Source organism: Rhodococcus sp. IEGM 1406 (assembly GCF_030056745.1).
In the GTDB taxonomy this organism is placed as follows: Bacteria; Actinomycetota; Actinomycetes; order Mycobacteriales; family Mycobacteriaceae; genus Rhodococcus_F; species Rhodococcus_F erythropolis.
Window position 1 is genome coordinate 1,226,305 of sequence record NZ_JASHKO010000002.1, and the last position, 23,068, is coordinate 1,249,372.

The 23,068-nt window shown below is 62.0% G+C and carries 25 protein-coding genes; 10 read left to right on the top strand and 15 right to left on the bottom strand.

Annotation, left to right across the window (positions count from 1 at the left end; genetic code table 11):
- Positions 1–20 precede the first annotated feature (20 nt).
- A complete protein-coding gene (locus QM596_RS15110; protein WP_283309265.1) occupies positions 21–935 on the top strand; it encodes a LysR family transcriptional regulator in 915 nt (304 codons plus the stop codon).
- Between the two features lie 33 nt (positions 936–968).
- On the opposite strand, the gene QM596_RS15115 is transcribed toward QM596_RS15110, so the two are convergent.
- Positions 969–1,544, bottom strand: coding sequence for a TetR/AcrR family transcriptional regulator (locus QM596_RS15115; protein WP_283309266.1), 576 nt, complete (start codon positions 1,542–1,544; stop codon positions 969–971).
- Between the two features lie 77 nt (positions 1,545–1,621).
- Between QM596_RS15115 and QM596_RS15120 the strand changes: the two genes are divergently transcribed.
- Positions 1,622–2,236, top strand: coding sequence for an NAD(P)H-dependent oxidoreductase (locus QM596_RS15120; RefSeq protein WP_283309267.1), 615 nt, complete (start codon positions 1,622–1,624; stop codon positions 2,234–2,236).
- 14 nt (positions 2,237–2,250) lie between these two features.
- Here QM596_RS15120 and QM596_RS15125 read toward each other — a convergent pair whose 3' ends face one another.
- The 4 genes from QM596_RS15125 to QM596_RS15140 form a co-directional block, all read right to left on the bottom strand.
- The gene (locus QM596_RS15125; RefSeq protein WP_021332472.1) at positions 2,251–2,832 is read right to left on the bottom strand and encodes a GNAT family N-acetyltransferase; all 582 of its coding nucleotides are present in this window, start codon (positions 2,830–2,832) and stop codon (positions 2,251–2,253) included.
- Between the two features lie 184 nt (positions 2,833–3,016).
- Positions 3,017–3,919: a ferredoxin family protein gene (locus tag QM596_RS15130; RefSeq protein WP_411742475.1), complete on the bottom strand. Its 903-nt coding sequence runs from the start codon at positions 3,917–3,919 to the stop codon at positions 3,017–3,019.
- A 30-nt stretch (positions 3,920–3,949) separates the two neighbouring features.
- Entirely contained in the window at positions 3,950–4,522 is a 573-nt protein-coding gene (locus QM596_RS15135; RefSeq protein ID WP_019747619.1) for a YdeI/OmpD-associated family protein, read from the bottom strand.
- 9 nt (positions 4,523–4,531) lie between these two features.
- A complete protein-coding gene (locus QM596_RS15140; RefSeq protein ID WP_019747618.1) occupies positions 4,532–5,035 on the bottom strand; it encodes a hypothetical protein in 504 nt (167 codons plus the stop codon).
- Between the two features lie 127 nt (positions 5,036–5,162).
- Here QM596_RS15140 and QM596_RS15145 point away from each other — a divergent pair, with 127 nt between their 5' ends.
- Positions 5,163–5,996: an alpha/beta hydrolase gene (locus QM596_RS15145; protein ID WP_019747617.1), complete on the top strand. Its 834-nt coding sequence runs from the start codon at positions 5,163–5,165 to the stop codon at positions 5,994–5,996.
- Here QM596_RS15145 and QM596_RS15150 read toward each other — a convergent pair.
- Positions 5,993–6,949, bottom strand: coding sequence for a GlxA family transcriptional regulator (locus QM596_RS15150; protein WP_283309268.1), 957 nt, complete (start codon positions 6,947–6,949; stop codon positions 5,993–5,995). The two genes, QM596_RS15145 and QM596_RS15150, sit on opposite strands and share 4 nt — an antisense overlap.
- Before the next feature lie 125 nt (positions 6,950–7,074).
- Between QM596_RS15150 and QM596_RS15155 the strand changes: the two genes are divergently transcribed.
- Complete coding sequence (locus QM596_RS15155) at positions 7,075–7,713, top strand: HD domain-containing protein (protein ID WP_020969087.1); 639 nt, start codon at positions 7,075–7,077, stop codon at positions 7,711–7,713.
- Positions 7,714–7,722: 9 nt separating this feature from the next.
- On the opposite strand, the gene QM596_RS15160 is transcribed toward QM596_RS15155, so the two are convergent.
- From QM596_RS15160 to imuA', 7 genes are all read right to left on the bottom strand, one after another.
- A complete protein-coding gene (locus QM596_RS15160; RefSeq protein WP_019747614.1) occupies positions 7,723–8,679 on the bottom strand; it encodes a R2-like ligand-binding oxidase in 957 nt (318 codons plus the stop codon).
- A gap of 87 nt (positions 8,680–8,766) precedes the next feature.
- Positions 8,767–10,404, bottom strand: a complete 1,638-nt coding sequence (locus QM596_RS15165) for a sulfatase family protein (protein WP_070386831.1) — start codon at positions 10,402–10,404, stop codon at positions 8,767–8,769.
- Positions 10,405–10,449: 45 nt separating this feature from the next.
- Positions 10,450–10,791: a DUF6292 family protein gene (locus QM596_RS15170; RefSeq protein ID WP_020906953.1), complete on the bottom strand. Its 342-nt coding sequence runs from the start codon at positions 10,789–10,791 to the stop codon at positions 10,450–10,452.
- A 67-nt stretch (positions 10,792–10,858) separates the two neighbouring features.
- Positions 10,859–11,614 (bottom strand): alpha/beta fold hydrolase, encoded by a 756-nt coding sequence (locus tag QM596_RS15175; RefSeq protein WP_019747611.1) that lies wholly within the window; start codon positions 11,612–11,614, stop codon positions 10,859–10,861.
- Positions 11,601–12,446, bottom strand: a complete 846-nt coding sequence (locus QM596_RS15180) for an alpha/beta hydrolase (RefSeq protein WP_070386830.1) — start codon at positions 12,444–12,446, stop codon at positions 11,601–11,603. The genes QM596_RS15175 and QM596_RS15180 overlap by 14 nt, the downstream gene beginning before the upstream one ends.
- Positions 12,447–12,610: 164 nt before the next feature.
- On the bottom strand, positions 12,611–14,164 hold the full coding sequence (locus tag QM596_RS15185) for a DNA polymerase Y family protein (protein WP_019747609.1): 1,554 nt from the start codon (positions 14,162–14,164) through the stop codon (positions 12,611–12,613).
- Positions 14,161–15,051, bottom strand: a complete 891-nt coding sequence (imuA', locus tag QM596_RS15190; protein WP_020969082.1) for a DnaE2-dependent mutagenesis accessory factor ImuA' — start codon at positions 15,049–15,051, stop codon at positions 14,161–14,163. The genes QM596_RS15185 and imuA' overlap by 4 nt, the downstream gene beginning before the upstream one ends.
- Positions 15,052–15,278: 227 nt before the next feature.
- Between imuA' and QM596_RS15195 the strand changes: the two genes are divergently transcribed.
- Positions 15,279–16,478 (top strand): serine/threonine-protein kinase, encoded by a 1,200-nt coding sequence (locus QM596_RS15195; protein WP_133728674.1) that lies wholly within the window; start codon positions 15,279–15,281, stop codon positions 16,476–16,478.
- Between the two features lie 27 nt (positions 16,479–16,505).
- Here QM596_RS15195 and QM596_RS15200 read toward each other — a convergent pair whose 3' ends face one another.
- Together QM596_RS15200 and QM596_RS15205 are read right to left on the bottom strand one after the other, a co-directional pair.
- The gene (locus tag QM596_RS15200; RefSeq protein WP_019747606.1) at positions 16,506–17,894 is read right to left on the bottom strand and encodes an FAD-binding oxidoreductase; all 1,389 of its coding nucleotides are present in this window, start codon (positions 17,892–17,894) and stop codon (positions 16,506–16,508) included.
- A complete protein-coding gene (locus tag QM596_RS15205) occupies positions 17,894–18,730 on the bottom strand; it encodes a class I SAM-dependent methyltransferase (protein ID WP_021343600.1) in 837 nt (278 codons plus the stop codon). The genes QM596_RS15200 and QM596_RS15205 overlap by 1 nt, the downstream gene beginning before the upstream one ends.
- 151 nt (positions 18,731–18,881) lie before the next feature.
- Between QM596_RS15205 and QM596_RS15210 the strand changes: the two genes are divergently transcribed.
- The 5 genes from QM596_RS15210 to QM596_RS15230 all read left to right on the top strand — a co-directional run bounded on the left by QM596_RS15210 (position 18,882) and on the right by QM596_RS15230 (position 23,063).
- Entirely contained in the window at positions 18,882–19,559 is a 678-nt protein-coding gene (locus QM596_RS15210) for a winged helix-turn-helix transcriptional regulator (protein WP_029254940.1), read from the top strand.
- Between the two features lie 110 nt (positions 19,560–19,669).
- Positions 19,670–20,254 carry a M15 family metallopeptidase gene (locus QM596_RS15215; RefSeq protein WP_019747603.1) on the top strand — a complete coding sequence of 195 codons (585 nt, stop codon included), beginning with the start codon at positions 19,670–19,672 and terminating at the stop codon, positions 20,252–20,254.
- Positions 20,255–20,256: 2 nt separating this feature from the next.
- A complete protein-coding gene (locus tag QM596_RS15220) occupies positions 20,257–20,898 on the top strand; it encodes a phosphatase PAP2 family protein (RefSeq protein WP_283309269.1) in 642 nt (213 codons plus the stop codon).
- 75 nt (positions 20,899–20,973) lie between these two features.
- The gene (locus tag QM596_RS15225) at positions 20,974–21,672 is read left to right on the top strand and encodes a response regulator transcription factor (protein ID WP_020906944.1); all 699 of its coding nucleotides are present in this window, start codon (positions 20,974–20,976) and stop codon (positions 21,670–21,672) included.
- Entirely contained in the window at positions 21,669–23,063 is a 1,395-nt protein-coding gene (locus QM596_RS15230) for a sensor histidine kinase (RefSeq protein ID WP_021343597.1), read from the top strand. Before QM596_RS15225 ends, QM596_RS15230 begins: the two co-directional genes overlap by 4 nt.
- Positions 23,064–23,068: the final 5 nt, after the last annotated feature.

A 23,068-nucleotide genomic window follows, 5' to 3' on the forward strand; every position in this document is an offset into this window, starting at 1 on the left:
AAATCCTCTATGATTTCGGCATGCTCGATCTGATTAGGCTGAGGGTCTTGGTCGCTGTCGCGCAGGAAGGATCGGTGACAGCCGCCGCCGATTCTCTCGGTTACGCGCAGCCCTCCATCAGCCACCACCTTCGACAGCTCGAATCGGAAGTCGGAGTTCCGCTGTTCCAGCGAGCCGGTCGTGGGCTACGTCTGACGGATGCCGGTGCGGTACTGGTTCGGCGCGCCACGGAAATTCTCGGTCACGTCGACTTTGCCGTAGCCGAAGTCGAAACGTACGCGGGACTGAGGGCGGGGCGGGTACGACTTGCCGCATTCCCGTCAGCCCTGGCGAGTTTGATTCCGCAGGCGATGGCAGCGTTCACGTCCCAGTACCCCGACGTGTCCATCAGCCTCGTTGATGCAGAACCACCCAAAGCACTTGCAATGCTTCGTAACAACGACGTCGACGTAGCTGTCGTTTTCGCACACGCGGATACCCCGGATGTGGGGCTCAAGCACGTCACCCAAACGACGTTGCTGGACGATCCGTTGTACCTGATCACCTCTGCTCGGAATGCAGATGCCGCCAACGAGATCACGGACTACGCCGGTGAGACCTGGATTGCAGGCTGTCCGAGCTGCCGCGCCCACCTTCTCACCGCCTGCAATCGAGCTGGGTTCGTTCCACGGATCGAGTTCGAGACCGACGACTACGTCGCGGTCCAAGCGCTGGTCGCCTCCGGAAGCGGAGTCAGCACCCTTCCTGCCCTCGCTCTCCATGCACATCAGAACCCGGGTATCCGCGCACACCGCATTCGCGGCGAGCGACGCACTGTCTCCGTCGCAACCTACGGGAAACCTCCACTTGCTCCCGCGATCGACGCGTTCGTCAGAACTCTGACAGCGATATCCGACTCCGTGCGTGAGCGGTTCGAACTGGATGGGCACCTGTAGGCGATGAGATCACGGCTGCACCGCACTACCCAGTCAGCGATGGCCTGCCACAACCGCGACGATCAGCGCGGCAAGTTCACCTTTGGCGTCCTCGGGCGAGAGCACTCCGACTACCGCCGCGTGCGAGAGGGCCTCTGCAGCACCGAATATCGCAGTCATCGATGATTGTCCAAGCCCGTCGGCGCTGAAAGGAGCCAGCACCTCGCGACAACGCTCTGAATAGGCGCGTTCCGACTCGCGCTTGACCTGCTCCAGCTCGGGCGAGCCCTCCAGCGCTGCAAGCACTCCCGTCAGTTCACGCCCCTGTGCCAGTGAACACCCGACATAGGAGTCGGCGATGGCATTCGCCCGCCCGTTCACAGACTCCTCCGCAGCTTCGAGGTATTCCCCGAGCATCACCGTCTGACGATCGTCGAATTCCTTGAAGAGGGCCGCCAACAGCGCAGCGCGGGAGGCGAAATGGCTGTAGACGACCGGCTTTGCAACGCCGGCACGTTCAGCCAACCGGCCGAGGGTCAGCGCATCCGCGCCCTCCTCTCGCACCAGTGCCCACGACACCTCCACGAGTTGTTCGTACCTGTCGGCCCGCGACAGTCTCGTTCGTGCCATCGGACACCTCCTTGCGCTATATACCAATAGTAACCTACTCTTAGTACATAAGCGCACCATCTACCGAAGGAACGCTCATGACCACACTCGTCGTAGTCTCCCACTCCGATGCACAGTCACTTACCCAGCATGTCGCCCGTTCTACCGCCGACGCGATCCGCGACCTGGGCGGCGATGTCGACATCGCGGACCTACATGCCGAGAATTTCGATCCCCGATTCTCCAAAGCCGATGTGAACCTGTTCCGCGGCAAGGGGACTCCCCCGGCCGACGTTGTAGCAGAGCAGGACCGAATCGATCGAGCAGACGATCTGATTCTCGTGTTTCCGATGTACTGGTGGTCGATGCCCGCACTACTCAAAGGTTGGATCGATCGAGTCTTCGTCAGCGGATGGGCGTACGAGTTCACCCCGGGAAGCGAATTCGTGAAGAAACTGGACCGACTCACGGTCCACCTGATCCCGGTCGCGGGTGACGACGCGGAGAGTTTCGAACGCCACGGTGTGTACGAGGCCTTCCGGACACAGATCGAGCGCGGCATCATCGAATACTGCGGCGCCACACTGGGATCGACAACATTCGTTCACGAGTCGGACACGAAGAGCCGCGATGCCCTCGCCGCAGAAATCCAAGACCTCAGCGAAAGCATCGCTGCCCGTGTCGCCTACCCTGCGACCGTGGCTTCCCGTTGACGGTCAGACATCGGTCAACTGACGCTTGACCGGCCCGTGACTGCCCAGTAGCGAAGCGTATCCCCCGTATGACCGAGGTTGCGCGACAACTGATCAGCTGGGCGCACGCTGTCGAGTAGACCACCACACCCTTCGATTGCCTTACGTGAACCCGCGTTCGTTTCGTCGCAGGTAATCAGGACGCGACTGAGCCCCACCGGGTCGCCTGCATACGTGAGCACCTCCCGCAGAGCAGCCGACGCTAAACCTTTCCGGCGTTCCGACGGCCTGACCCCATAGCCGATGTGACCACCGACATCGGCCAAGAACTCATTCAAGCTGTGCCGCAACTGGATAGCGCCGAGATACCTGCCGTCTCGAACGATCCACCAGTTGGTTGCCGGGACAATGTCGGGCCCCGGCACTGCCTCTGGCTGCGCCAACAACTCCTGCACCCACTGCCCGAATCCATCCCGGGAGGCAAGATCGAGATCTAGACGTTGCGCAACTCCCAATGCCGAACCGGGCTGGTCCACCTGCGGTCCGCCCCACTCGTCACGCGACTCCAACCAAGACGCCCACAAGGCCTCGTCAGGTGCAACCAGATCGACAGTCATAGCTGCGATGCTACTTCGCACCTGCAACGGTGCCGCTATTCCCCCAAACCGCCGCTGCCTAAGTCCCGAATCCGCTTGTCACGCCAGCAGACTGTGGATCTGATGGAGTCCGTATCCTCCGCGCCACCTGCCGGCCCATGTGATCGCATTCATCGAGACTGATCGTATGGAACCGACGAGGGAATCACAGTTCTCGAATCGACGTGACGACAACTGGCCTGACCGGTTTGGGTGCCGCGCCGCAACTCGGTGGACGCGGCGCGAGTTCGGAGACCGCCGTCTCGACCATCCACCGCCGTCCGTCCACATGTGCGACGACGCATGTCCCGTCACTGGCCTGCTCGATGACAGCCAAATCGTCGATTCCGCAGCTGATTTGTTGTCGTACGGCAACTTCCGAAGCCTGCCCCGCAGGAAACCAGCAACTCCGTCCACGCAGGCCTGGCAAATGGACCTGATCTCGGGAAGCCACCTCCACGGCCGTGACACTCTCACCAGCGGACAGACGGCCGTACGTATTGCCGCTCGGCAGCAGGATCATCGACGGCGCAAATCGGTGCCCGCCAGTATGCGAACACTCCCACACCTGGGGTCCGAAGGACGACATCAGCGCTGCGGCAATCGGCCTGCCGAACACAGCGCAGCATTGGTCACGCTTACCGTGCGCACAAACCAAGACGACTGGCTCGTCCACCGAGTCGCCCAATCCTGGTGGAGGGCCGTCGAGTAGCGCGAAATCGATGTCGAGCAGATCAGCCGGTGAATCGATGCGCAACCGTTCGCACCACGAGTCGCTCGGATCGGAGCGCGCGAGCAAGACCGTGTGCCCATCAGTCAGCGGATCGGTGCGGCCTGGTCGCCGAATGAACATGATTCGTACGTCGGCAGCATCAGCTCGCCGACTCAGCTCGGCGGCAAGCTCCTCCCCCAAGGCCGTACCGTCCAGCACGTCACGACCCCAAGCGGCATTGAATTCGAGGCATACCCAACCCCGCACGACGGCAGCGCTGCCTGCCAACGGTTCGTCAACAGCAGACAGCGCGGAACAGGTCTCGGCTTCGATCACGAGCCCTATTGTGTCAGCCACGTTGAAAGTCGATCAGCCATCCCAGTCAGCTCAGTAGAACTTCTTGCCCTCCGCGAGTTGGTTCACGAACTTCTCGATCCGCCTGGCGCGTGTCTCCGGACGCTTTGCCTCCTGCAGTCGGTACGCGATGGTGAATCGATTCGTGGAATTGAGCGTCGCGTAGAACTCGCGAGCCTGCGGGTTTTCCGCAAGCGCATCGAGAAAGTCCGTCGGGACCTCGGCCTTGGCTGCTCCCTCGTACGCGCGATCCCAGCGACCGTCGGCCTTGGCCTTCTCTATCTCAGCGATGCCGGATGGCTCGAGAAGTCCCGCAGCGTCAAGGCGGGCGACTATCTCGACGTTGCGTTTGGACCACGGACTCCGCGCAGTGCGACGCGAAAACTTCTGCACGAAAAAATCGTCGTCGATTCGCCGGGAGAGGCTGTCGATCCAGCCGAAGCACAGGGCAACGTCCAACGCTTGGTCGTAGTCGATCGAACTGTGTGACGAGGTCTTCTTGGCCATTCTCAGCCAAAGCCCGGGGACCGCCTCGTGGTTCTCGCACAGCCATCGACGGAACTCGTCTCCGTCAGCGAAGTATTCGGTACCGAGTTCGACTGCCATCAGTGCTCCTCATTTTCGCGATACCCATACTCTGACAAAACCCTGCGACAAATATCCGAAAGTTCCGAGTGCGAGTACCCATTTGGCAATACTGACCGTCGAGGCGGCGCGAACCCTCGAGTCGGTGATGCTGTCGCGATGATCGAGGAAATGGAGGCCGACCACGTTCTCGACATAATCGCCCGCCGCCGACAGCACCGGCGCTACGGCAAGCGCACGCCGAGTTGCGGCCGAAAGGGGAACCCGCTCTCCGAGCCGCTTGCCTGCGGACCGCAAAGCCATCGCGTAGATCGCGGGATGTACGAAGTCCGGGTAGTAGTGACTACGAAATCGCGCCGTGGCCTCCGCATCCATGGAGTCCAAGATCTCGAGGTACCGACGAGCGGAAAACGCCGTCTGCACTTCCAATACCTTAGGAGCCACCGGCCCGAGTAAACGCGCAATGTTTGCTTGTGAGACAACAAAAGCGGTGGTCCACAGTGCCATCGCCTTCGCGGAGCCGGTTGGTGCCATGCCACGATCGTGCCATCTTCGAACAACAGAACGGGATGACCCGACGGAAAAGCTCCACAAAATATGCGTGAGGTTGTAAAAAGCGGGCATCCCGTATCGATCATCGGTCCGATAGCGGGGAGCGCGCATGTCGCCCAAGTCCAACCCGACTGTTCTGTTCATCCACGGACTCTGGATGCACCCGACCACGTGGGATCCCTGGGCGCAGGTTTTCAACGCGCAGGGGTACTCCACGATGGCACCCGGATGGCCAGGGGATGCGTCCACGGTGGGTGAGACGCGCGAACACCCGGAGGACATCGCGGGACACGGCATCGACGACGTGACGGACCACTACGCCAAGGTGATCGCTGATCTCGACGAACCACCGATCGTGGTCGGGCATTCGTTCGGAGGTTTGATCGCGCAGAAACTGCTGGGCCAGAAGTTGGCGACCGCGGCAATTGCCATCGACCCCGCTCAGCCCAAAGGTGTGTTGAAACTTCCTCTCGTTCAGCTTGGAAGCGTGTTCCCTGTCCTGTCCAACCCTGGCAACTACCGGAAGGCCTACTCACACAACAGAAAATCGTTCCACAAGTCCTTCGCCAGCGCCGTGTCCCAGGACGAGTCCGACGCCCTGTTCGAGCAGTATGCAATTCCCGCCCCCGGACGGCCGTTGTTCGAGGCAGCACTCGCCAACTTCGCGCCCCACAGCCCCGCTGCAGTGGATTTCAACGCCCGCCGCGGCCCCCTCCTGATGATCGGCGGCGGTAAGGATCGCACAGTACCGAAGGCCAGTTCGGACAGCTCGTTCAAGAAGTACGCCAAGGCCCCGACGATCAACGAATACAAGGTATTCGGCGACCGAGGTCACTCGCTGACCATCGACCACGGTTGGCGTGAGATCGCCGATTACAGCCTTGCCTGGCTCGACAAGCAGGGCATGAGCCCGCCACAAGGCAAGCACGAAAGTCAGTCCTAGCCGAACGCTTGAAACCGACGACGGTACACCTGGGGCGAGATTCCGAGATGAGTCGAAAATGCTCGTCGTAGGGATTCCGAACTGCCGAATCCCGCCAACTGCGCGGCTTCGGTCACCGCGTGGCCGGCATCGAGGAGCGCCTTCGCAGCGTCGAAACGGATCAACTCGACGTATTTGGCCGGCGTCGTCCCTAATTCTTCGCGAAAGAGCCTCGTCAGATGACGCGGGCTCAGGTGCGCCAGGGCAGCCAGTTGCTCGACCGAATACTCCCCCGCCGGATCGGCCGCGACGGCGTCGACCACTTCTCGGAGCGCAGGGACCCGAGGCCGCGGCCCACTGAGCGAGGGCGAAAACTGTGACTGTCCGCCTGGACGCTGGAGAAATACCACCAGAAGTTGTGCGACGCGTCGAGCCATTTCTGCACCATGATCACGCTCGAGCAATGCGAGCGCGAGGTCGATGCCCGCGGTCACACCCGCAGACGAGAACACCGCGCCATCCTGAATGAAGATGGCGTCAGGAACCACCGTGATCTGTGGATAGGCGCGCGCCAGCGTTGCCGTGTGTTGCCAATGTGTCGTTGCGCGGCGTCCGTCGAGCAATCCACTCGCCGCAAGAATGAATGTCCCGGTACAGATTGAGGCGACCCGGCCCGAACGCCCCGCCAGATCGCTTGCTGCCTCGCGCAGTTCCGGACTCACCGGCGTCGACGGGAACACGTCTCCACCCATGACCAGCAACGTGTCGAAAGAACCGGAATCTACAACGTCACGGTCGACCGGAATGCGCATCCCGGTCGAGGAGTCGACATCGTGTCCACCTACCGAGCAGATCACCAACTCGTAGTTCGCCCCGCCGCGATTGGCTTCCGCGAACACCTCACTCGGACCTGCGACGTCGAGCAGTTTGACGCCGTCGAACACCAGGACGGCAACTCGATGCACTGCGGTCACGATGCGCTCTCCTTCGTCCTGATCTGTGGACAGTATGGCCGAGATCAGGGTGCGCCCGCGGGCGTGCTCGACCGACACTGGGATAGACCGAGAAATTCGCAGCAACGACGAGCAAGCAGGTACCGATGACCACGATCATTGCCGGTGTGAAAATCCCCGATTCGAAGATGGCTGCCGACGCCACCGAGCTGGTACGAGATACGGCGTCCGAGTTACTGTTTCACCACTCGCGACGTGTCTTCCTCTTCGGATCGCTTCAAGGAGCGCGTCTGGGTCTGCAGGCCGACCCCGAATTGCTCTACGTCGGCGCCATGTTCCACGACCTGGGGCTCACCGAGAAATTCCGGGACAGTACGTCACGTTTCGAATTGGACAGCGCCGACGAAGCGCGGCGATTCCTCACCGGCTACGGAGTCGACGAAACCGACATCCGCACAGTGTGGGAAGGCATCGCTCTGCACACGACGCCCGAGATCCCCTCCCGATTGGAACCCGAAATCGCCTTGGTGACAGCGGGTGTGGAGACCGATGTACTCGGAATCGGATACAGCGAACTCGACCAGGCCGACATTGACGCCGTCACCGCGGCTCACCCGCGCCCGGATTTCAAGAATCAGATCTTGAAGGCTTTCACCGAAGGCTTCAAGCACCGTCCCGAAAGTACATTCGGGACGGTCAACGCTGACGTACTCGAACATTTTGTGCCGGGATTTCGGCACATCGATTTTGTCGAGGTCATCCAGAACTCGGCTTGGCCCCAGTAGAATTCGCTGTCATTTGGCCGCCTCACTCATCGCAGCGGCATCTTCCGCCCCGAACTTTTCCTCGAGGGTCTCCGGCGAATAGTCGAGGTCGATCTCGGCGACGTCGCGCCCGCGCGCGGACTCGATCGCCGAAAGTCGGCGCTGCGCACGGTCTGCGGCGTACTCGAGGAACTCCTGATTGTCCAAACCGAACGGCTGCACCTCGAATTGATCGTTGACCCAGTTGATCATTCCGAGTGCCATGGGCATGAGTTCACCCATCCGCTGCTGGACGACGTCCCAGTTGTGATCGTCGGCAGCTACGTGCCTTCGGCAGGTGAACGTCCCCCAAGCCATGTGCCGTCGCTCGTCGTCACCGATCTTTCGCACCAATTGCTGCATGCCAGGCAGGATTCCGCGCGTCGCACAGACTTTCTGCCAGGCGTAGTAGCCCGTCAACGCCAGACTGCCCTCGATGACGTGGTTGTACGTGACGCTGGCACGCACCTGGTTGACCGGACTCGGATCCGTCTCGAGAATGCGTAGCGACGAAGGCAACTCCTCGTAGAACAGTTGCCGGTAGTACGGATTGTCAGCGACGTAGGAATGCAGATCGCTGGTCAATCCCACTTCGTCCATCCACAGCCGAAAGACCTGGGTGTGCTTGGCTTCCTCGAAACAGAACTGCGTCAAGTACATCTCGTCGCCGAATCGCCCCTCGGTCGACATCGCTTTCATGAACGGTTGAATGTCTTCGGTGACGGCTTCTTCACCGGCAATGAACTGCGCGCACAGGAAGGTGGCGCTGCGCTGCTGCTCGCTGGTCAGCTCCTGCCAGTCACGAGCGTCCTGGGAAAAATCGAGGTCGGTTGGGTTCCAGAATTTGGCATTTCCCTTGGTGAACAATCGGAGTGGGAACGAATCCCAGTTCAACCCTCCCGACCGAAGAGTACTGAAACCTTCTCGCCCCGGCGAGGTGACAGTCATGACATTCCTTCTTCCCGAACCGAAGACAGATGCCCCATCAGCATGCCCGCAGAACTGAAACGTGAATCAGTTTTGGCGAAATTCGATCTATTCCTTCAGAGAAACGCCCTTGGTCTCCATCACTGCGAAGAGCTTGGCGTTCATCTGAGCCGCCAGATCCGGCCGATACGAGCCGATATTGAGCGGATTGGCGAGATTGTTCAGTTCCAAGGGGTCGGCTTGTAAGTCGTAGAGTTCGTATTGCGGCGCAGCAACTCCCGCAGGATCGAAGTACATCGTGTACTTCCATCGGTTCTCCCGGATGCAGCGGATGTGATTGGGCTGGGTGACGATGTTCTGACCGTCGGGCGTCGCACAATTCTGATCGTCGTAGGTGAACAGAATCGTGTCCTGAACCTGCGCGCTGGGACCGTGGGGGTAGGCGGCAGCGTCGACGATGACCGGTGTCAGATCGGTACCCGAGAAGTTCCACGATTCACGCGCTGGCGCTTGGGCGAGAGTGGCGAGAGTGGGCATCACGTCGATCAACGACGCCAAGGCGTCTGTGCGAACGGGTTCGGGAAACAGCAAGGGGTTGCTGATGACCAGTGGAACGCGCAGCGTTTCCTCGTAGGCGTTGAACACCTTCTGCCGCAAACCTCCGTGGCTCATCCCCATCTCTCCGTGATCGGACATCCGTACGATCACGGTGTCGTCGAGCATCTGCGGGGTGGCTTCGATCGCGTCGAGCACGCTGCCGATGTGTTCGTCGACCACCTTGTGCATGTAGGCGTAGAAGTTGATGTAGTTGCGTGCCTGATCAGGCCCGAGCAGCGGCCCGAGCCCGGCTGCGAGTAGCAATTCCGACTGAACCTGCGCTGTCGGTTTGTGATTGAGTGCCAGGATCTCGTCGAAAGTGGGCGGCAAGTCGATCCCCTGCTCGAAGGCGCCTGGCGCGTCCGATCCATAGTTGTCGCACGTTCCGTTCATCGCATTCCAGGTCTGGGGGTACGCGAGGACGTCGTGTGGGTTCACGAACGAGACGATGAGCGCCCAAGGCTGCCCGGATGCGACCGCAGATCCGGAGAGGAAATCGACTGCCTCCTCGGCAACACGGCGATCATGGTCGGCGCACCCGCCACCGAAGTGGTCCGGATTGGTGTCCTGACCCGCGTCGGGGGGAATCCACCCTTCGAAGCCGAATCCCGCTACATCGTCACTTGTCGGATCACCACCCTCGACGCCTTTGCTCAGATGCCACTTCCCCCGGTACTGAACGTTGTAGCCGGCCGACGCCAGCAGCTTTGCCATGTTCTGCTCGGAGACTTGTAACTGTGGCTCGGTGGGTGAGACAGTGCCGCCTTCGGTGAGGGTTCTGGTGACCCCGTGCTGCGCGGGAAAGAGGCCGGTGAAGAACGTACTACGACTGGGCGAGCACATCGCGGTATTGCACACTGCCTGGTCGAACGTCAGCCCGTGATCGGCAATCCTCTTGCGGTTGGGCAGATTCTGATCAGCCCAGCCCTGCGGCCAATACATCGGCCGGCGCTCCTGATCGGTGATGATGACAACGATGTTGGGTTTCTGCGGAAACCGATCGGCGGGCGATGCTTTCGCCGGCGCCGCGCTCGCCGCGCCGGTTGCCACGTCTGCCACTCCGGCGAGGACAAGAGCACCGACGCCACCGAGGAACGTCCGGCGCGGCAATGAATGACAGTGCGAGGCAGGAACGTTCTCTGGGTTCACGGGCGTCGTCCTCTCGGAGGCGTTGTGGCCCCAGAGTTGACCGAATCAGTGTTCGCTACACATGCGCGAGCAAACTGCCTCGGCGCTGATCAGTTCGATGACTCGATCCGCGCAGCGCAGCGGATCCGGTGTCCGGCCGATACCGAGAGGGTCGACAATCGAAATCGTCCTTCGCACGTCAGCCTCCTCGACACCCCACGACCAACCGAAGTCGTGATTCCAGAGCAGAACCGCATTCTTCCCCGGATGGTTTCGGGCATGAACTGGCAGAACGATCACCGCATCCATACTCGGTCCCTGCGGCCATCGGACGGTCTCACCGTGAACGGATCGTGCTACCGCGTCGACGTATTCGTGTGCGGACCAGTCGTTGCCGTTGGTATGCATGGAAGTACATTCGGTGCCGCACGCGTAGCGGATGGGTTCCTGCCGGAACTGATCGAGTATTGCGCTTTCAGGAAATGAACGGCAACACAACGGATTCGAATTGGCGATGGCCGTCGCGATGGACACTGTGGCCGGTACGGAACGAGACCAATTCGCAGCGCGCGACGGTGGCGGCAACAGCGTCGAGGCGATCGGGATCCACCATCCCGCCCAGACCTCCACGCAGGAACAACATGTCAGCCTCGATGAGCGGCAACCGATCCCACCACTGCGGATCCGGTCGGCGGAACTGCTCGAGCGCGGACCGCGTCATCGAGCGATCGAACGTCAGCGCAGCTCGCGGATGCCGCACCAGACTTGTTGTTGCATGCCACAGTTCTGGCACACTCGGCAATTTCCTCGCGAATACCTGTTCTGCGTCACCTGCGCGTAGCGGCAACGGCGCTTCCTCGATGACCAACTTCCGCACCACGGTGGGTCGTTTCTGCGCGATCAACGACGCCGCGTGCCCGCCGAGCGAATGGCCGACGAGATCCACCTGATCGAGTTCGAGATGATCACACACATCCATGACGTCGTCGGCGAACTCGTCGAACAGATACGACGACGCCCGAGCGCTCCGGCCGTGGCCGCGAAGATCGACCGAGACAACTCGCCGGTTGCGTGATCGCAAGGTCCGCGCGAACTTGTCCCAGGTACCGCTGTCGCCACCCATCCCGTGCACGAGGACTACCGGAGGCAGATCGGCAACACTGGGATGCGAGCCGGAATCGCGGTAGCTGATCTGGACCCCGCCGGCACTTCGTACGTTAGCGACACTCACGAGTTCCCAGGATAGACCTGTCCTCGTGGATTGCTGAAGCTGTCAGCCGAGGCGGCAACTGCCCTGGCCGCGTGACCTCGTCGTAGCGACCGAGCCCGATCCTCGCGATGTTGCGCAGCGACTCGCTTGCATCGGCGAAGTATCCACAATGCCCTCGAATGGCACCGGTGTCGAAAACAACAGCTCCGTGCTGCGCCCGAACTGGAGACGGGCCGTGCCCGAGGCGACCGATCTTCACGCGTGGGAAATACCGAATCCAGTCCGACGGCCCCAGCGCGGCCCAGAGATTTCCGGCAAAGCACAGGTCTTCGCGAGAACTGGTCCCCATCCCCGGGCTACCGAGCACCACACAATCGTCTACTCGCGCCGACGGGAGGGCGAGTCCGCACACCACGGCCCCGTAGCTGTGTCCGACGAGCGTCACATGCGCCGAATGCGGCAGGATGCGTGTCAATCGCGCCAGATCGATCGCACCGCGTTCTGCGAGTGTCCGCGAGAACGACTCGAGAAATCCCCACGGCGTCCGATAACCGACCCACACGATCACCGCGACGTGATCGTTCGGTCCGAGCGTTCGGAGCATTCTTCCCAGTGTCCATCCGCTCGCTCGTGGTCCTGTCGGACGGTTCTCGTCGAAGTAGTTTCCCAATCCGTTGTCGTTGCCCGGCACGAAGATGACGATGTGCTCGGCTGTGGCGACATCGCCGAACACCTCCACGATCCGGCCTTCGCCAGACTCGTCGTACGCCAGAAGTTGTGCGTCGTGCAGCTCCGTCTGCTCGTAGTGAAGTCGATCGGTTCCGGAAACTTCAGGTCGACCCGCCGTTGCCATGACACTCCTCGTAAAGAGTTGCAACGGTGAGAATCATTGCAACGGTTACTTTTTGAATGTCATCAACGCTAGGAGCCGAGCGACGGCATGACGATGGTGCCAACGCCCCTACTGTTCGTACAGTCGACTCGACCAGGCGGGTACAGCTGGCTATACCTGCGAGCTCATTCGTACACACCCTCCACCGACCACCCACCGCCTTCACAGATCATCAGCAGCGCACGCGATTCCTCCAACAGAACCTGAGCCCGCGCCGCCGTGCGTGCCGAGGCAGCGTCCCACCATCGCTCGTCAACCGGCCAGGGCCCGGCCCACCCCTGCACTGCCCATTCCTTGCTCCCCCACTTCAGCCTTCCCGGCTGCGAACTGAAGACACCGCGCTCAGTGACGTACACGGCGTTACCGGCCACATCCCCCAGCCACACCTTGGGATTGTCGACGAAGATCGACCCCGGAGACGGTTGTGGCAGACGGCCCGGCCACGGGGCTGTCGGATCATGGGTAGCTACCCGCTCGTCACCCAAGGGCAACAAGGTAATTCGCTCCAAGGGCCCTCGACCTCCGCTCAGGACACCGACCTGAACCGATTCGCCACCCAGAAGCCCCTGCACGCGCACCAATGCTCGCCTGGCTCGCTCCTCCTCGTCGCCGACACCGCCCCACAGCCCCAACTGCAAAGCGCCGGCACTGACCACCTCCACCGGTTCCAGACGCAACACGGCTATGCCTGCGGTTGGCCGGGTCTCACTGCGCCCGGTGAGCCAGCCATCCAGTTGCCATCGCACTCGATCGGCCGTCCCCTCCGGCGTCAGAGGTTCGGCGCAACGCCAAGTCCGAGAAAGATTTTCACCGTTACCCGTACTGGCCGAAATCGACAGACGGGTGCACGCCACCGCGGCAGCAGACAACTTGTCGTGCAGGAGACTCGCCAAGGCGCGCCCGGCAAACGCTGCGGCATCCACCCGCTCGATCGACGGATCGTAATGCTGCTCCACCTCCAGGTCCGGCGGAAGTGTCCGCGCCGACGGTGGCCGTTCGGGTTCACCGCGCGCCGCACGATGCGCGAGCACCGCATCGGCACCGAAACGCGAAGCGACGTCCACTGCCGGCAGATCCGCAAAAGCACCGATGGTTCTGATCCCGAGCCTGCGCAGCAGATCCACCAACTCCCCGCGATGCGGTGCAGACAGGCTGGGCTCGGCAGCCAACTCCGGCATGGGTAGCGGCGCCAGAAACTGTGCCCCCTCCCCCGGCGGCACCAGCGCTGCCCGGCGCGCGGCAATGACCGCCGTGGACAGCTGATCTGCCACCCCCACCTGACTCTCGACACCCGCAGCAGATGCCTGATCCACCAATCGTTCCGCCGCAGCTTCCTCAGAACCGAAGTACCGACTGACACCACGCGCGCTGAGCACCAACAAACCAGGACGGAGTACCTCGACGCCCGGTGCCACCGCGTCGATGGCCGCGGCCACCGGCTCGAACAATCTTGCATCGCGTTCCGGATCTGCCATCGCCACATACAGTTCCGGGCAGCGAGCCTGCGACTCGCGTCGGCGCAGGCCTCGTCGCACTCCCTCCGCACGAGCCGTCGCCGAACATGCGATCACCCGATTACCCGAGGTGACCGCGACGGGATGTGTGGCCGGAAGATCGGCAAGCGCTGCCGCTGCCACCGCCGGCCAGTCCGGGCACCACAACGCCAGAACTCTGCTCACAGTGACACCACCTGCTCCGACACCACCTGCGACGACACATCCTCGACCGGCCGAGAAGGTACCCACTCGACCCGCCCGGCTGCACTGCAGATGTCCAGACGCGTGGTCCGGGGCTGGAACGAGCGCCCCCGAGCACGAACCGCGAGGCTCAGGGAACTGAGCCGTCCACGCCCCAACTCCCGACCCTGACCGAACCCACCATAGCCATGAACCCGAGCGTCCAACCGAACCTCGGCTCCGTCCCAGTGACCTTCGGTGACAACAAGAGTCGAGCCCTTGCTCCGAGCACGTGCGACCACCGCCCGAGCACGCGACGGGGATACCGACGCACCCGCCAATCCCAGAATCACCAGATCCATACCGTCGAGCAGCACGGCGGCGATCTCGACCGGATCCGGCCCAGGCGCCGGAATGAGTGCCAGACGTTCCAGTTGCGCACCCATCTCGTACGCCGCCAGCAATCCCAGTCGAGGCTGCCCGATGACTGCAACATGCCCTCCGGACGCCGTCACCGACGCGACCAATCCCAAAAGCAAGGACGCTGCACCCTCGACGGACACCACGGTTCCCCGCACCAAACCGCCCTGCGGTAACAATGCGGCGATACCCTCCGGCACCGGGAGGACACCGGCTTTGTGCGCACGGTCCACGACCGGCCTGTCCCGGTCGGCAACACTCTCGGAGGCCGCTGCACTTGTCCCGGAAACACCAGCCACAGGAACACCGGCCACAGAAACACCGGGCCCGGAAACACTCGGTCCCGAAAACGACGTATCGCCTCGCGAGGGAATGGACGCGATCTGTCGGCGGAGCTGTGCCAGCCGATCCTGACGGGACAACCCCGCCGCATCTGCCGACAGCTCTACCAACTCGGTCACCTCGGTCATCCCCATCCTCCGGAACACCGGAAAAACTCACTCGGCAGCAATCCATAACCAGCCGGCAAACCGCGGGGAAGTCGGGTCTGACATGCATCCAACGAACAGCAATTTCGAACATATTTTCGAACTGTTTTCAGTAAACCGTGTCACCCCCGACACGTCAAGCAGAGCCAAAAACCCAGTTCACAGGAGCCTCGAGCGTCACAGTGGCATCAATCCATTAACCTTGAGATGTGACAGCTCAAGAGCAGACCGGGAGGGGCATCGGGCCCGAATACCTGCTGGCGGGGCGGTACCGACTCCGCTCCAAGATCGGCGACGGAGGGATGGGCGCCGTCTGGCTGGCCCGCGACACCCTCCTCAGCCGCGACGTCGCGGTGAAACAGGTCACAAGTATGGAAGGCCTCGACACCGAAACGGCCGAAGAGGTCCGCGAACGTACATTGCGCGAGGGCAGGAACGCCGCAAAGCTCACCCATCCCCACTCCATCGCCATGTACGACGTCGCGATCGAGTCCGGCGAACCCTGGCTGGTCATGGAGTACTTCCCGGCTCGCAGCCTCGCCCAGGCCATGAACCTGGCGGACACGTTGCCACCACTCGAAGTCGCGCAGATCGGCGCGCAGATCGCTGCGGCACTCACCGAAGCGCACGCCGCCGGCATCGTCCACCGCGACATCAAACCCGGCAACATCCTGATCGCCGACCGAGGCAAGTCCCTCGGCACCGTCAAGATCAGCGACTTCGGCATCGCCCGCGCAAAGAGCGACGTGTCCGACACCCAGGACGAGGTCATCACCGGCACTCCCGCGTACTTCGCACCCGAAGTTGCCCGCGGCGACGACCCCACCGAGGCCAGCGACGTCTTCTCACTCGGGTCGACGCTCTACACGGTGATCGAGGGCCAACCGCCCTTCGGCATCGACTCGGACGCCATCGCCCTACTGCATCGTGTCGCCAAGGCCGAGATCTACCGACCCACCAAGTCTGGACCGCTCACCGATGTTCTCCTTCAGCTCCTCGAGCCGGACCCGACCCGTCGGCCGACGATGGCTCAGGCACGCGACGCGCTCGCCGCAGCCGCGACCGGCGGCGGCACGATCGATCAGTTGATCGACGCTCCCGTCTACTCGTCCGAGGGCGCCGTGCCGGCCTGGGCTCACCGCACCACACAACTCGCCGACCCACACCGCCGCAATCGCCTGACCGGCTCCACGGTCACCGGACTTCCTGCAGTGCAACAGAACACGCCACTGCGAAACGTTCCCAGTCCGATGGACATGTTCTCCTGGCCGCCGCGGATACCGACCGGACCCACCGATGCCAGCACCCGCGACAAGGTAGTCGCGTGGGCTCCCCTCGCCATGACCGGCATGGTCGCCGTCATTGTCTTGGCCGCACTGATCGTCGTCATCCTGGTGTTCACGGCCTGACTGGTGTTCACGGTCTGAGCACAAGCTTCACGCAGGCAGAATATTTGCATTGAGGTGAAACACGTTGTCCGGGTCGTACTTCGCCTTGACTGCGGACAACCGCGCGTACTTCCCCGCGCCGTAGGAAGCTCGCACTCGGTCCTCGTCGACGTCGGTCATGAAGTTGACGTACCCGCCTTGGTTGGACGAGAACGGACGCAAGGCTTCCCAGGTCTCACGCACCCACGATCGATCCAATTCCAGCGTCCCGGCATCGGTGGCCGTCGCCGTCATATTGCACACGTAATGCGGTGTGCGAGAACCACCGAACGCTGTGTCGTCCTCGCCGACGGAAGTGAAAGCTCCCTGCAGCGGAAAGATCGGCATGAAGGACATCGGCGACGATTTCTTGCCCGCTTGTTCGGTCAGAACATCGATCACGTCGTCGGAGAAATCCACCAGGTCCAAAGCCTTCTCATAGGCGTACGCACCCCACGGTTCCGATTCGTCGAGCATCGACTGCAAGCCGACGTACGGGATCGGAGTGACGAACTCGAAAAGCGTCGGCAAGCCCTCTCGAATCGGCGCAATCGCGTTCGAGTGTTCTACTTCCGATCCGAAACCGGCTACCAGCAACGCGTATCCGGGCAGTAGGTGAAATTGATCCGGGACAAACGGCGCCGGCGGCGCGGACAAACTGACGGCAACCATCGCACCCGCATTTCTCGGCAGGGCAGGCACTACCTCGCGGCACAGACGAAGCGCTGCGGGTCCGTCCTCCATCCCCCAGAAGAACAGTCCCAGATGCACTTCCGGACCGATCTCGCTCAGACGGTACTCGAACTCGGTGACCACTCCGAAATTTCCGCCGCCACCGCGCAGTGCCCAGAACAAGTCGCTGTGATCGTTCTCGGAGGCTCGAACGATCGAACCGTCGGCGAGCACCACCTCTGCCGACACCAGATTGTCGATCGCCAGGCCGAGCGTGCGGGTCAACCACCCCATGCCACCACCGAGTGTCAGGCCACCGACGCCGGTATCACTGATCACTCCGCCGGTCACCGCCAACCCGTGTTCCTGCGTCGCCTTGTCGAGGTCGGCGATCGTCGCACCACCACCGACCCTGGCTCGCTTCGCTGACGGGGCGACGCTGACTACGTTGATCGCACTGAGATCGATCATCACGCCGCCTTCACACACCGATGTGCCTCGGTAGGAATGCCCGCCACCTCTGACCGAAACCTCCAACGAATGGGCTCTGGCAAATGCAAGTGCCACAGCCACATCCGACGCCGACCGGCACCTGGCGATCACCGCCGGACGATGATCGATCTGCCCGTTCCAGATCGATCTGGCGTCGTCGTACTCCGGATCTCGGGGGCCGAACACAGAACCTGTGATCGCCGATTTCAGTGGCGCGAACTCGACCGTCGTCATCACGCACCTCCCCCACCGGGCGTCACGGTGACCAGCAGGTACTCCCACTCCATCGTGAACGGTTCGCTTCCGCTGCCGTACCTTTCCGCCAATTCGAGCAGATCACGGTCCAGCGCCTGCGTTCGGTCAGGATCGCCGGCGATGTTCCGGTACACCGCGATGGTCGGCCCGTAATTCTTCTTGAAAAAATCACGGAACTCTTCCGGCCCGCTGAATGTGTCCACACGAAGTACGTCTTTCCTCGTGGCCACATCGCCGAGCAGATCACGAACATGGTTCTCATCGCCCCACAAAGGCGCCGGCTGCGAACCAGGAGGCGGCGGCGGTGCGTACGGCTTCATCGTTTTGAACATCTCGCCGATGAATCCCGTCGGAGTCCAACTCAGCACTCCGATCTTTCCGCCGGGTCGGCACACTCGCACAAGTTCGTCCGCGGCGCGCTGATGATGCGGTGCGAACATCACACCGACGCACGAAAGCACCACGTCGAACTCGTTGTCACTGAAAGGAAGAGCCTCGGCATCGGCCTCCTGCCAGTCCAATTCGACTCCGGCGAGGGAAGCGGCCTCCTTACCCGCTACGAACAATTCGGGAGCCAGGTCAGTGGCAATCACCTGCGCACCCAGCGCGGCCGCCGGAATGGCGGCATTGCCGGACCCCGCCGCGACGTCCAGCACGCGGTCACCCTTCTGCACACCGCACTCGCCGACCAGTACCGGCCCGAGTTCCGCAATGACCTGCGTGGCCACCGCCGGATAGTTACCGAGACCCCACATGGCCCGATGCTTGGCCTTCAGCTCACGATCCAGCCCGAGCGTTTCCGTCGATTCACTCATTACCGTTCTCCTTCAATATTTTTGGTACTCGGAGCCCAACAACCTCGGAGCCCGACAACATTCATGCCGTTACTTCGACGCTACGACGACGGTTCACTCCGCTCCAGTACGAAATCTGTACCGGAGCACTCCAGAGGCCTACGATCGAGTGATGGGGTCCTCGTACCACCAGTTCTGCCCCGTCGCCAAGGCGATGGAGCTACTCGACGAGCGGTGGACGCTGCTTCTCCTGCGCGAACTGATGATGGGAAGCGACCATTTCAACGATCTCCGACGCGGACTTCCGCGAATGTCACCGACTCTGCTCTCCACGCGGCTGCACCAACTCGCGATCGCAGGCATCGTGGAGCGAGAAGAAACCGACTGCGTCGTCAGTTACCGATTGACCGACGCGGGCCGAGAACTGCGCCCTGTGGTCGAAGCTCTCGGAATCTGGGGTACCAGGTGGATCGGCGAGCTGGGCGATGAAGACCTGGATCCGAAACTGCTGCTGTGGGACATGCATCGACGCGTGGATCACTCCGTGGTTCCCGACGGAAAGACCGTGGTGCACTTCGTTTTCTCCGGAGTGCGTGAACATTCGCGAAACTGGTGGCTCGTCATCAATTCCGGGGAGGTGGACATGTGCGATATCGATCCGGGTTTCGACGTTGCGGTGTCGGTCTCTGCGGGCTTGCGACCGATGACCGAGATCTGGCGCGGTAACCTGACCTGGTCGGACGCCATACGGTCAGGTGACGTCACCATTTCGGGGCCTACGGCGTTGCGTCGTAGCTTGCCTTCGTGGTTCGAACTGTCGACTTTCGCATCGATCCCGCGCCCCGTGTAAAGCGCGCTCACCAGCCCCGTTCCGTCCTGTTACAGAGCTGTTTCAGACCGTGACACCGTCGACGAACGGCGACCACCTGACGGTGACACTGACCGAGCAGTCTCTGTTGTATGCCCAGCCACCGCGGAATAATCCGCCTCGCCGCACTCGGTGCAGTCGTACTCGGTGCGCTCACGCTCAGCGCATGCTCGTACACAGAAGAAGCAAAGCCCAAGAGTGGTAATTACCTTGCCACTCAGCCTGATTCAGGACCCGCAGGCGGCGAGATCGAGGACGGCATCAGCGTGCAGGATACCCATGTACCTGCACTGGCCCGTCTCGATTCCGCCCTTCTCGCGGCGCTGCAGTCGGCAGCGGCCGACGCACAGGCCTCCGGAGTGAACATGCACGTCACCTCGGGTTGGCGGTCCGCCGCATACCAACAGCGACTGTTCGACGAAGCCGTCGTCAAGTACGGCAGCATGAACGAAGCGTCCAAATGGGTGCACTCCCCGAGTCTGTCGAAGCATGTCAGCGGACAAGCCGTCGACATCGGACCGACCGATGCCGACGACTGGCTCATCCAGCACGGCAATGATTACGGCCTCTGTCAGACCTATGCCAACGAGATGTGGCATTTCGAATTGGCAACCACTCCCGGCGGGGAATGCCCGCCCCAACTGAGCAACCCTTCGGACGAGAGAGCGGAAGGCTGATCATGACTCAAGTCAAACCCGCGAGACTGATTGCCGCACTGGCACTCCTGATCCTCGGAGTCGTCGAATTCGAACTGGCAGTCAACACGACTGGTGGTCAGATCGTCGACCAACAACTCATGGTGGGCGCGGCCACTTCCGAAGGACTCAGTGTGTTCTCCACCGAGTTCATCGGCCTCGTCACTCCGATACTGATAGTGGGAGGAGTGCTCGTGGCACTCATGATCACATTGCGCAACAACCCGATTGCGCTGGCCCTACGCGTCGTCGTCGTGACCCTCGGTCCCATCACGACGGCCTGGGTTCTCAAACAATCGTTGGATCGACCGGACCTGAACGGCCTGGTGATGCACAATTCCTTCCCCAGCGGCACGCTGACGGCCATCGCTGCTCTGGTCTGCGCGATCGTGCTCGTCACACCCTCGAGGTGGCGGGCAGTCGTTGCAGTCAACGGCGCGCTGATCACCATCGGGACCGCGATCTCGGTAGTCGTGTTGCAATGGCACCGGCCGAGTGACGTGATCGGTGCGCTACTGCTCGTCGGCTGCTACACCCTCGCCGTGTCGGCATTTCCGTTGAACACCAGCGTCGCACGGCACGCAGTACTGGCGGACTCAGGCAACGAACGGCTCTCGAAAGTGTGACCCCTGTACCCTTGGCTGACCGAGATTCCTCCGACCGCAGAAGGCCCCTGATCATGGCGAGTCCAAGGTGAGCGCATGGTGAGCATTCTTTTCATAGAAGACGATCCAGCGGTAGCCGAGGCAATCACGTTGGGACTGAACCGACTCGGGCACAACGTCAGCCATCGCCCCGACGGTAACGGCGATTTCGACGACGTCCTCGGCTCCACCGACCTCGTCCTACTCGACCTCGGACTGCCGGGAGCCGACGGTTACGAGATCTGTCGACGCATCCGTACGCGCAGTTCGATCCCGATCATCATCTTGACCGCCAGATCCGACGACATCGACACTGTTGCGGGCCTCGAGGCCGGTGCCGACGACTACGTCGTCAAACCGGCCAGTCCGCGTGTCCTCGATGCTCGGATCAAAGCCGTCGTGCGGCGCTCGGCGCCCGCAACGACGCGTTCAGATGTGGCGCCGGGCGCAGAGAAGTTCGGCGACCTGGAATTGGATCGGTCGTCATTGCAGGTACGCAAAGCCGGGACGCTGCTGACCCTGACTCCGACCGAACTCCGACTGATACTGGCGCTGACCGAAAACCCCGGACAGGTTCTCAGCCGCAGGCAGTTGTTGTCCGCAGCCTGGGACCAGGAATACCTGGGCGACTCACGAATCGTCGATGCAGCAGTGCAGCGACTGCGCGGAAAGATCGAGGACGACCCAGCCGCACCGACCGTGATCGAAACGGTGCGCGGGTTCGGGTATCGCTTCAACACCAGCCCGGCCCGATGAGACCGACCTGGCTTCGGGTCGACGGTCTTCGGACCAGGCTCGTGCTCGTGTTCATCGCAATCGTCGTGATCATCGCCGGGGCAACCGCAGGCGTCGTCTCGTTCATGGCGCGGTCATGGATCTATTCCAACGCTCAGGACGTGGCAACGGCACAATTTCGCGACGAACTGCAGTACAGCAACGGACCGCCGGTAGACGGGTTGACACCTGACACCCTCGACCAGATCTTCCAGTCCGACATGACTCTGATCGTCGACGGCGAAGTCATCCGTCAAGGATCAGTGGATGCGGCAACGATCCCACCCAGCTTCGAAGAGGGTTTGGACAGTCCCAAACTGATCCGCTTCGAGAGACTCGACTCCCAGCGCATCATGTTGGGAATGTCGGTCAATGTCGTGGACATGACTGCAGACGACGGCTACGACAACGAGACACTGGTCAAAGCCGTCACCATCCGGCCGCTGGTAGGGGTGCAGGACAAGTTCGACGACCTGCTTCGAGCTGTCGGTCTCACCCTCGCGGCGGGTGTGCTGGTGAGCGGTCTGCTCGGACTCTGGATCGCGTCGACGCTGGTCCGTCCGCTCAAACGCCTGGACGAGGCCGCCGCCCGCGCCGCCGACGGCGACCTGAGCGTCCGGCTCCCCGAAGACGGAGTAGCCGAACTTGCCCAGGTCACAACAACTTTCAACAACATGGTCGCTCGCAACGAAGCGGTCATCCGAGGTCTGGAAGAATCGGAAGAGCAGTCGAGAAGATTTGTCGCCGACGTCTCCCACGAGCTTCGAACGCCGCTGGCGGCATTGGTTCCGGTCAGCGAAATCCTCCGCGAAGAGATCCCCAATCTTCCGCCGGACGCCGCCGCTGCAGCGCGCATCGTGAGCAGTGAGATCGGCAAGCTCACTCGACTTGTCGAAGATCTGATCGAAATGTCGCGCCACGACTCACAACAGGCGCGTCTCGTCCTCGACGACGTCGACCTCGTCGAATTGACCGAGCGCACACTCGAGAGCCGAGGTTGGACAGAAACCGTCGAACTCCGTGCACCCGAAAACGTCAGCACCAGAGTGGATTCGCGTCGAATCGACATAGTCGTCGCCAACCTCGTCGGCAACGCACTGCGCCACGGAGCGCCTCCGGTTCGCGTCGAGTTGAGCGCAGAACCCGGTTTCTCCGTCATCACCGTCGTCGACCACGGCCCCGGCATCTCACCCGAAGACCGGCAGGCGATTTTTCGGCGGTTCTACAAGGTCGACACCGCGCGCGGACGCAGCGAAGGCAGCGGACTCGGGCTCTCCCTCGCCGTCGAAAACGTGCACTTGCACGGCGGCACCATCAGCGTCGACCAGGTGGACGGGCGCACGATCTTCACGGTTCGCCTGCCCCATCGCTGACCCCT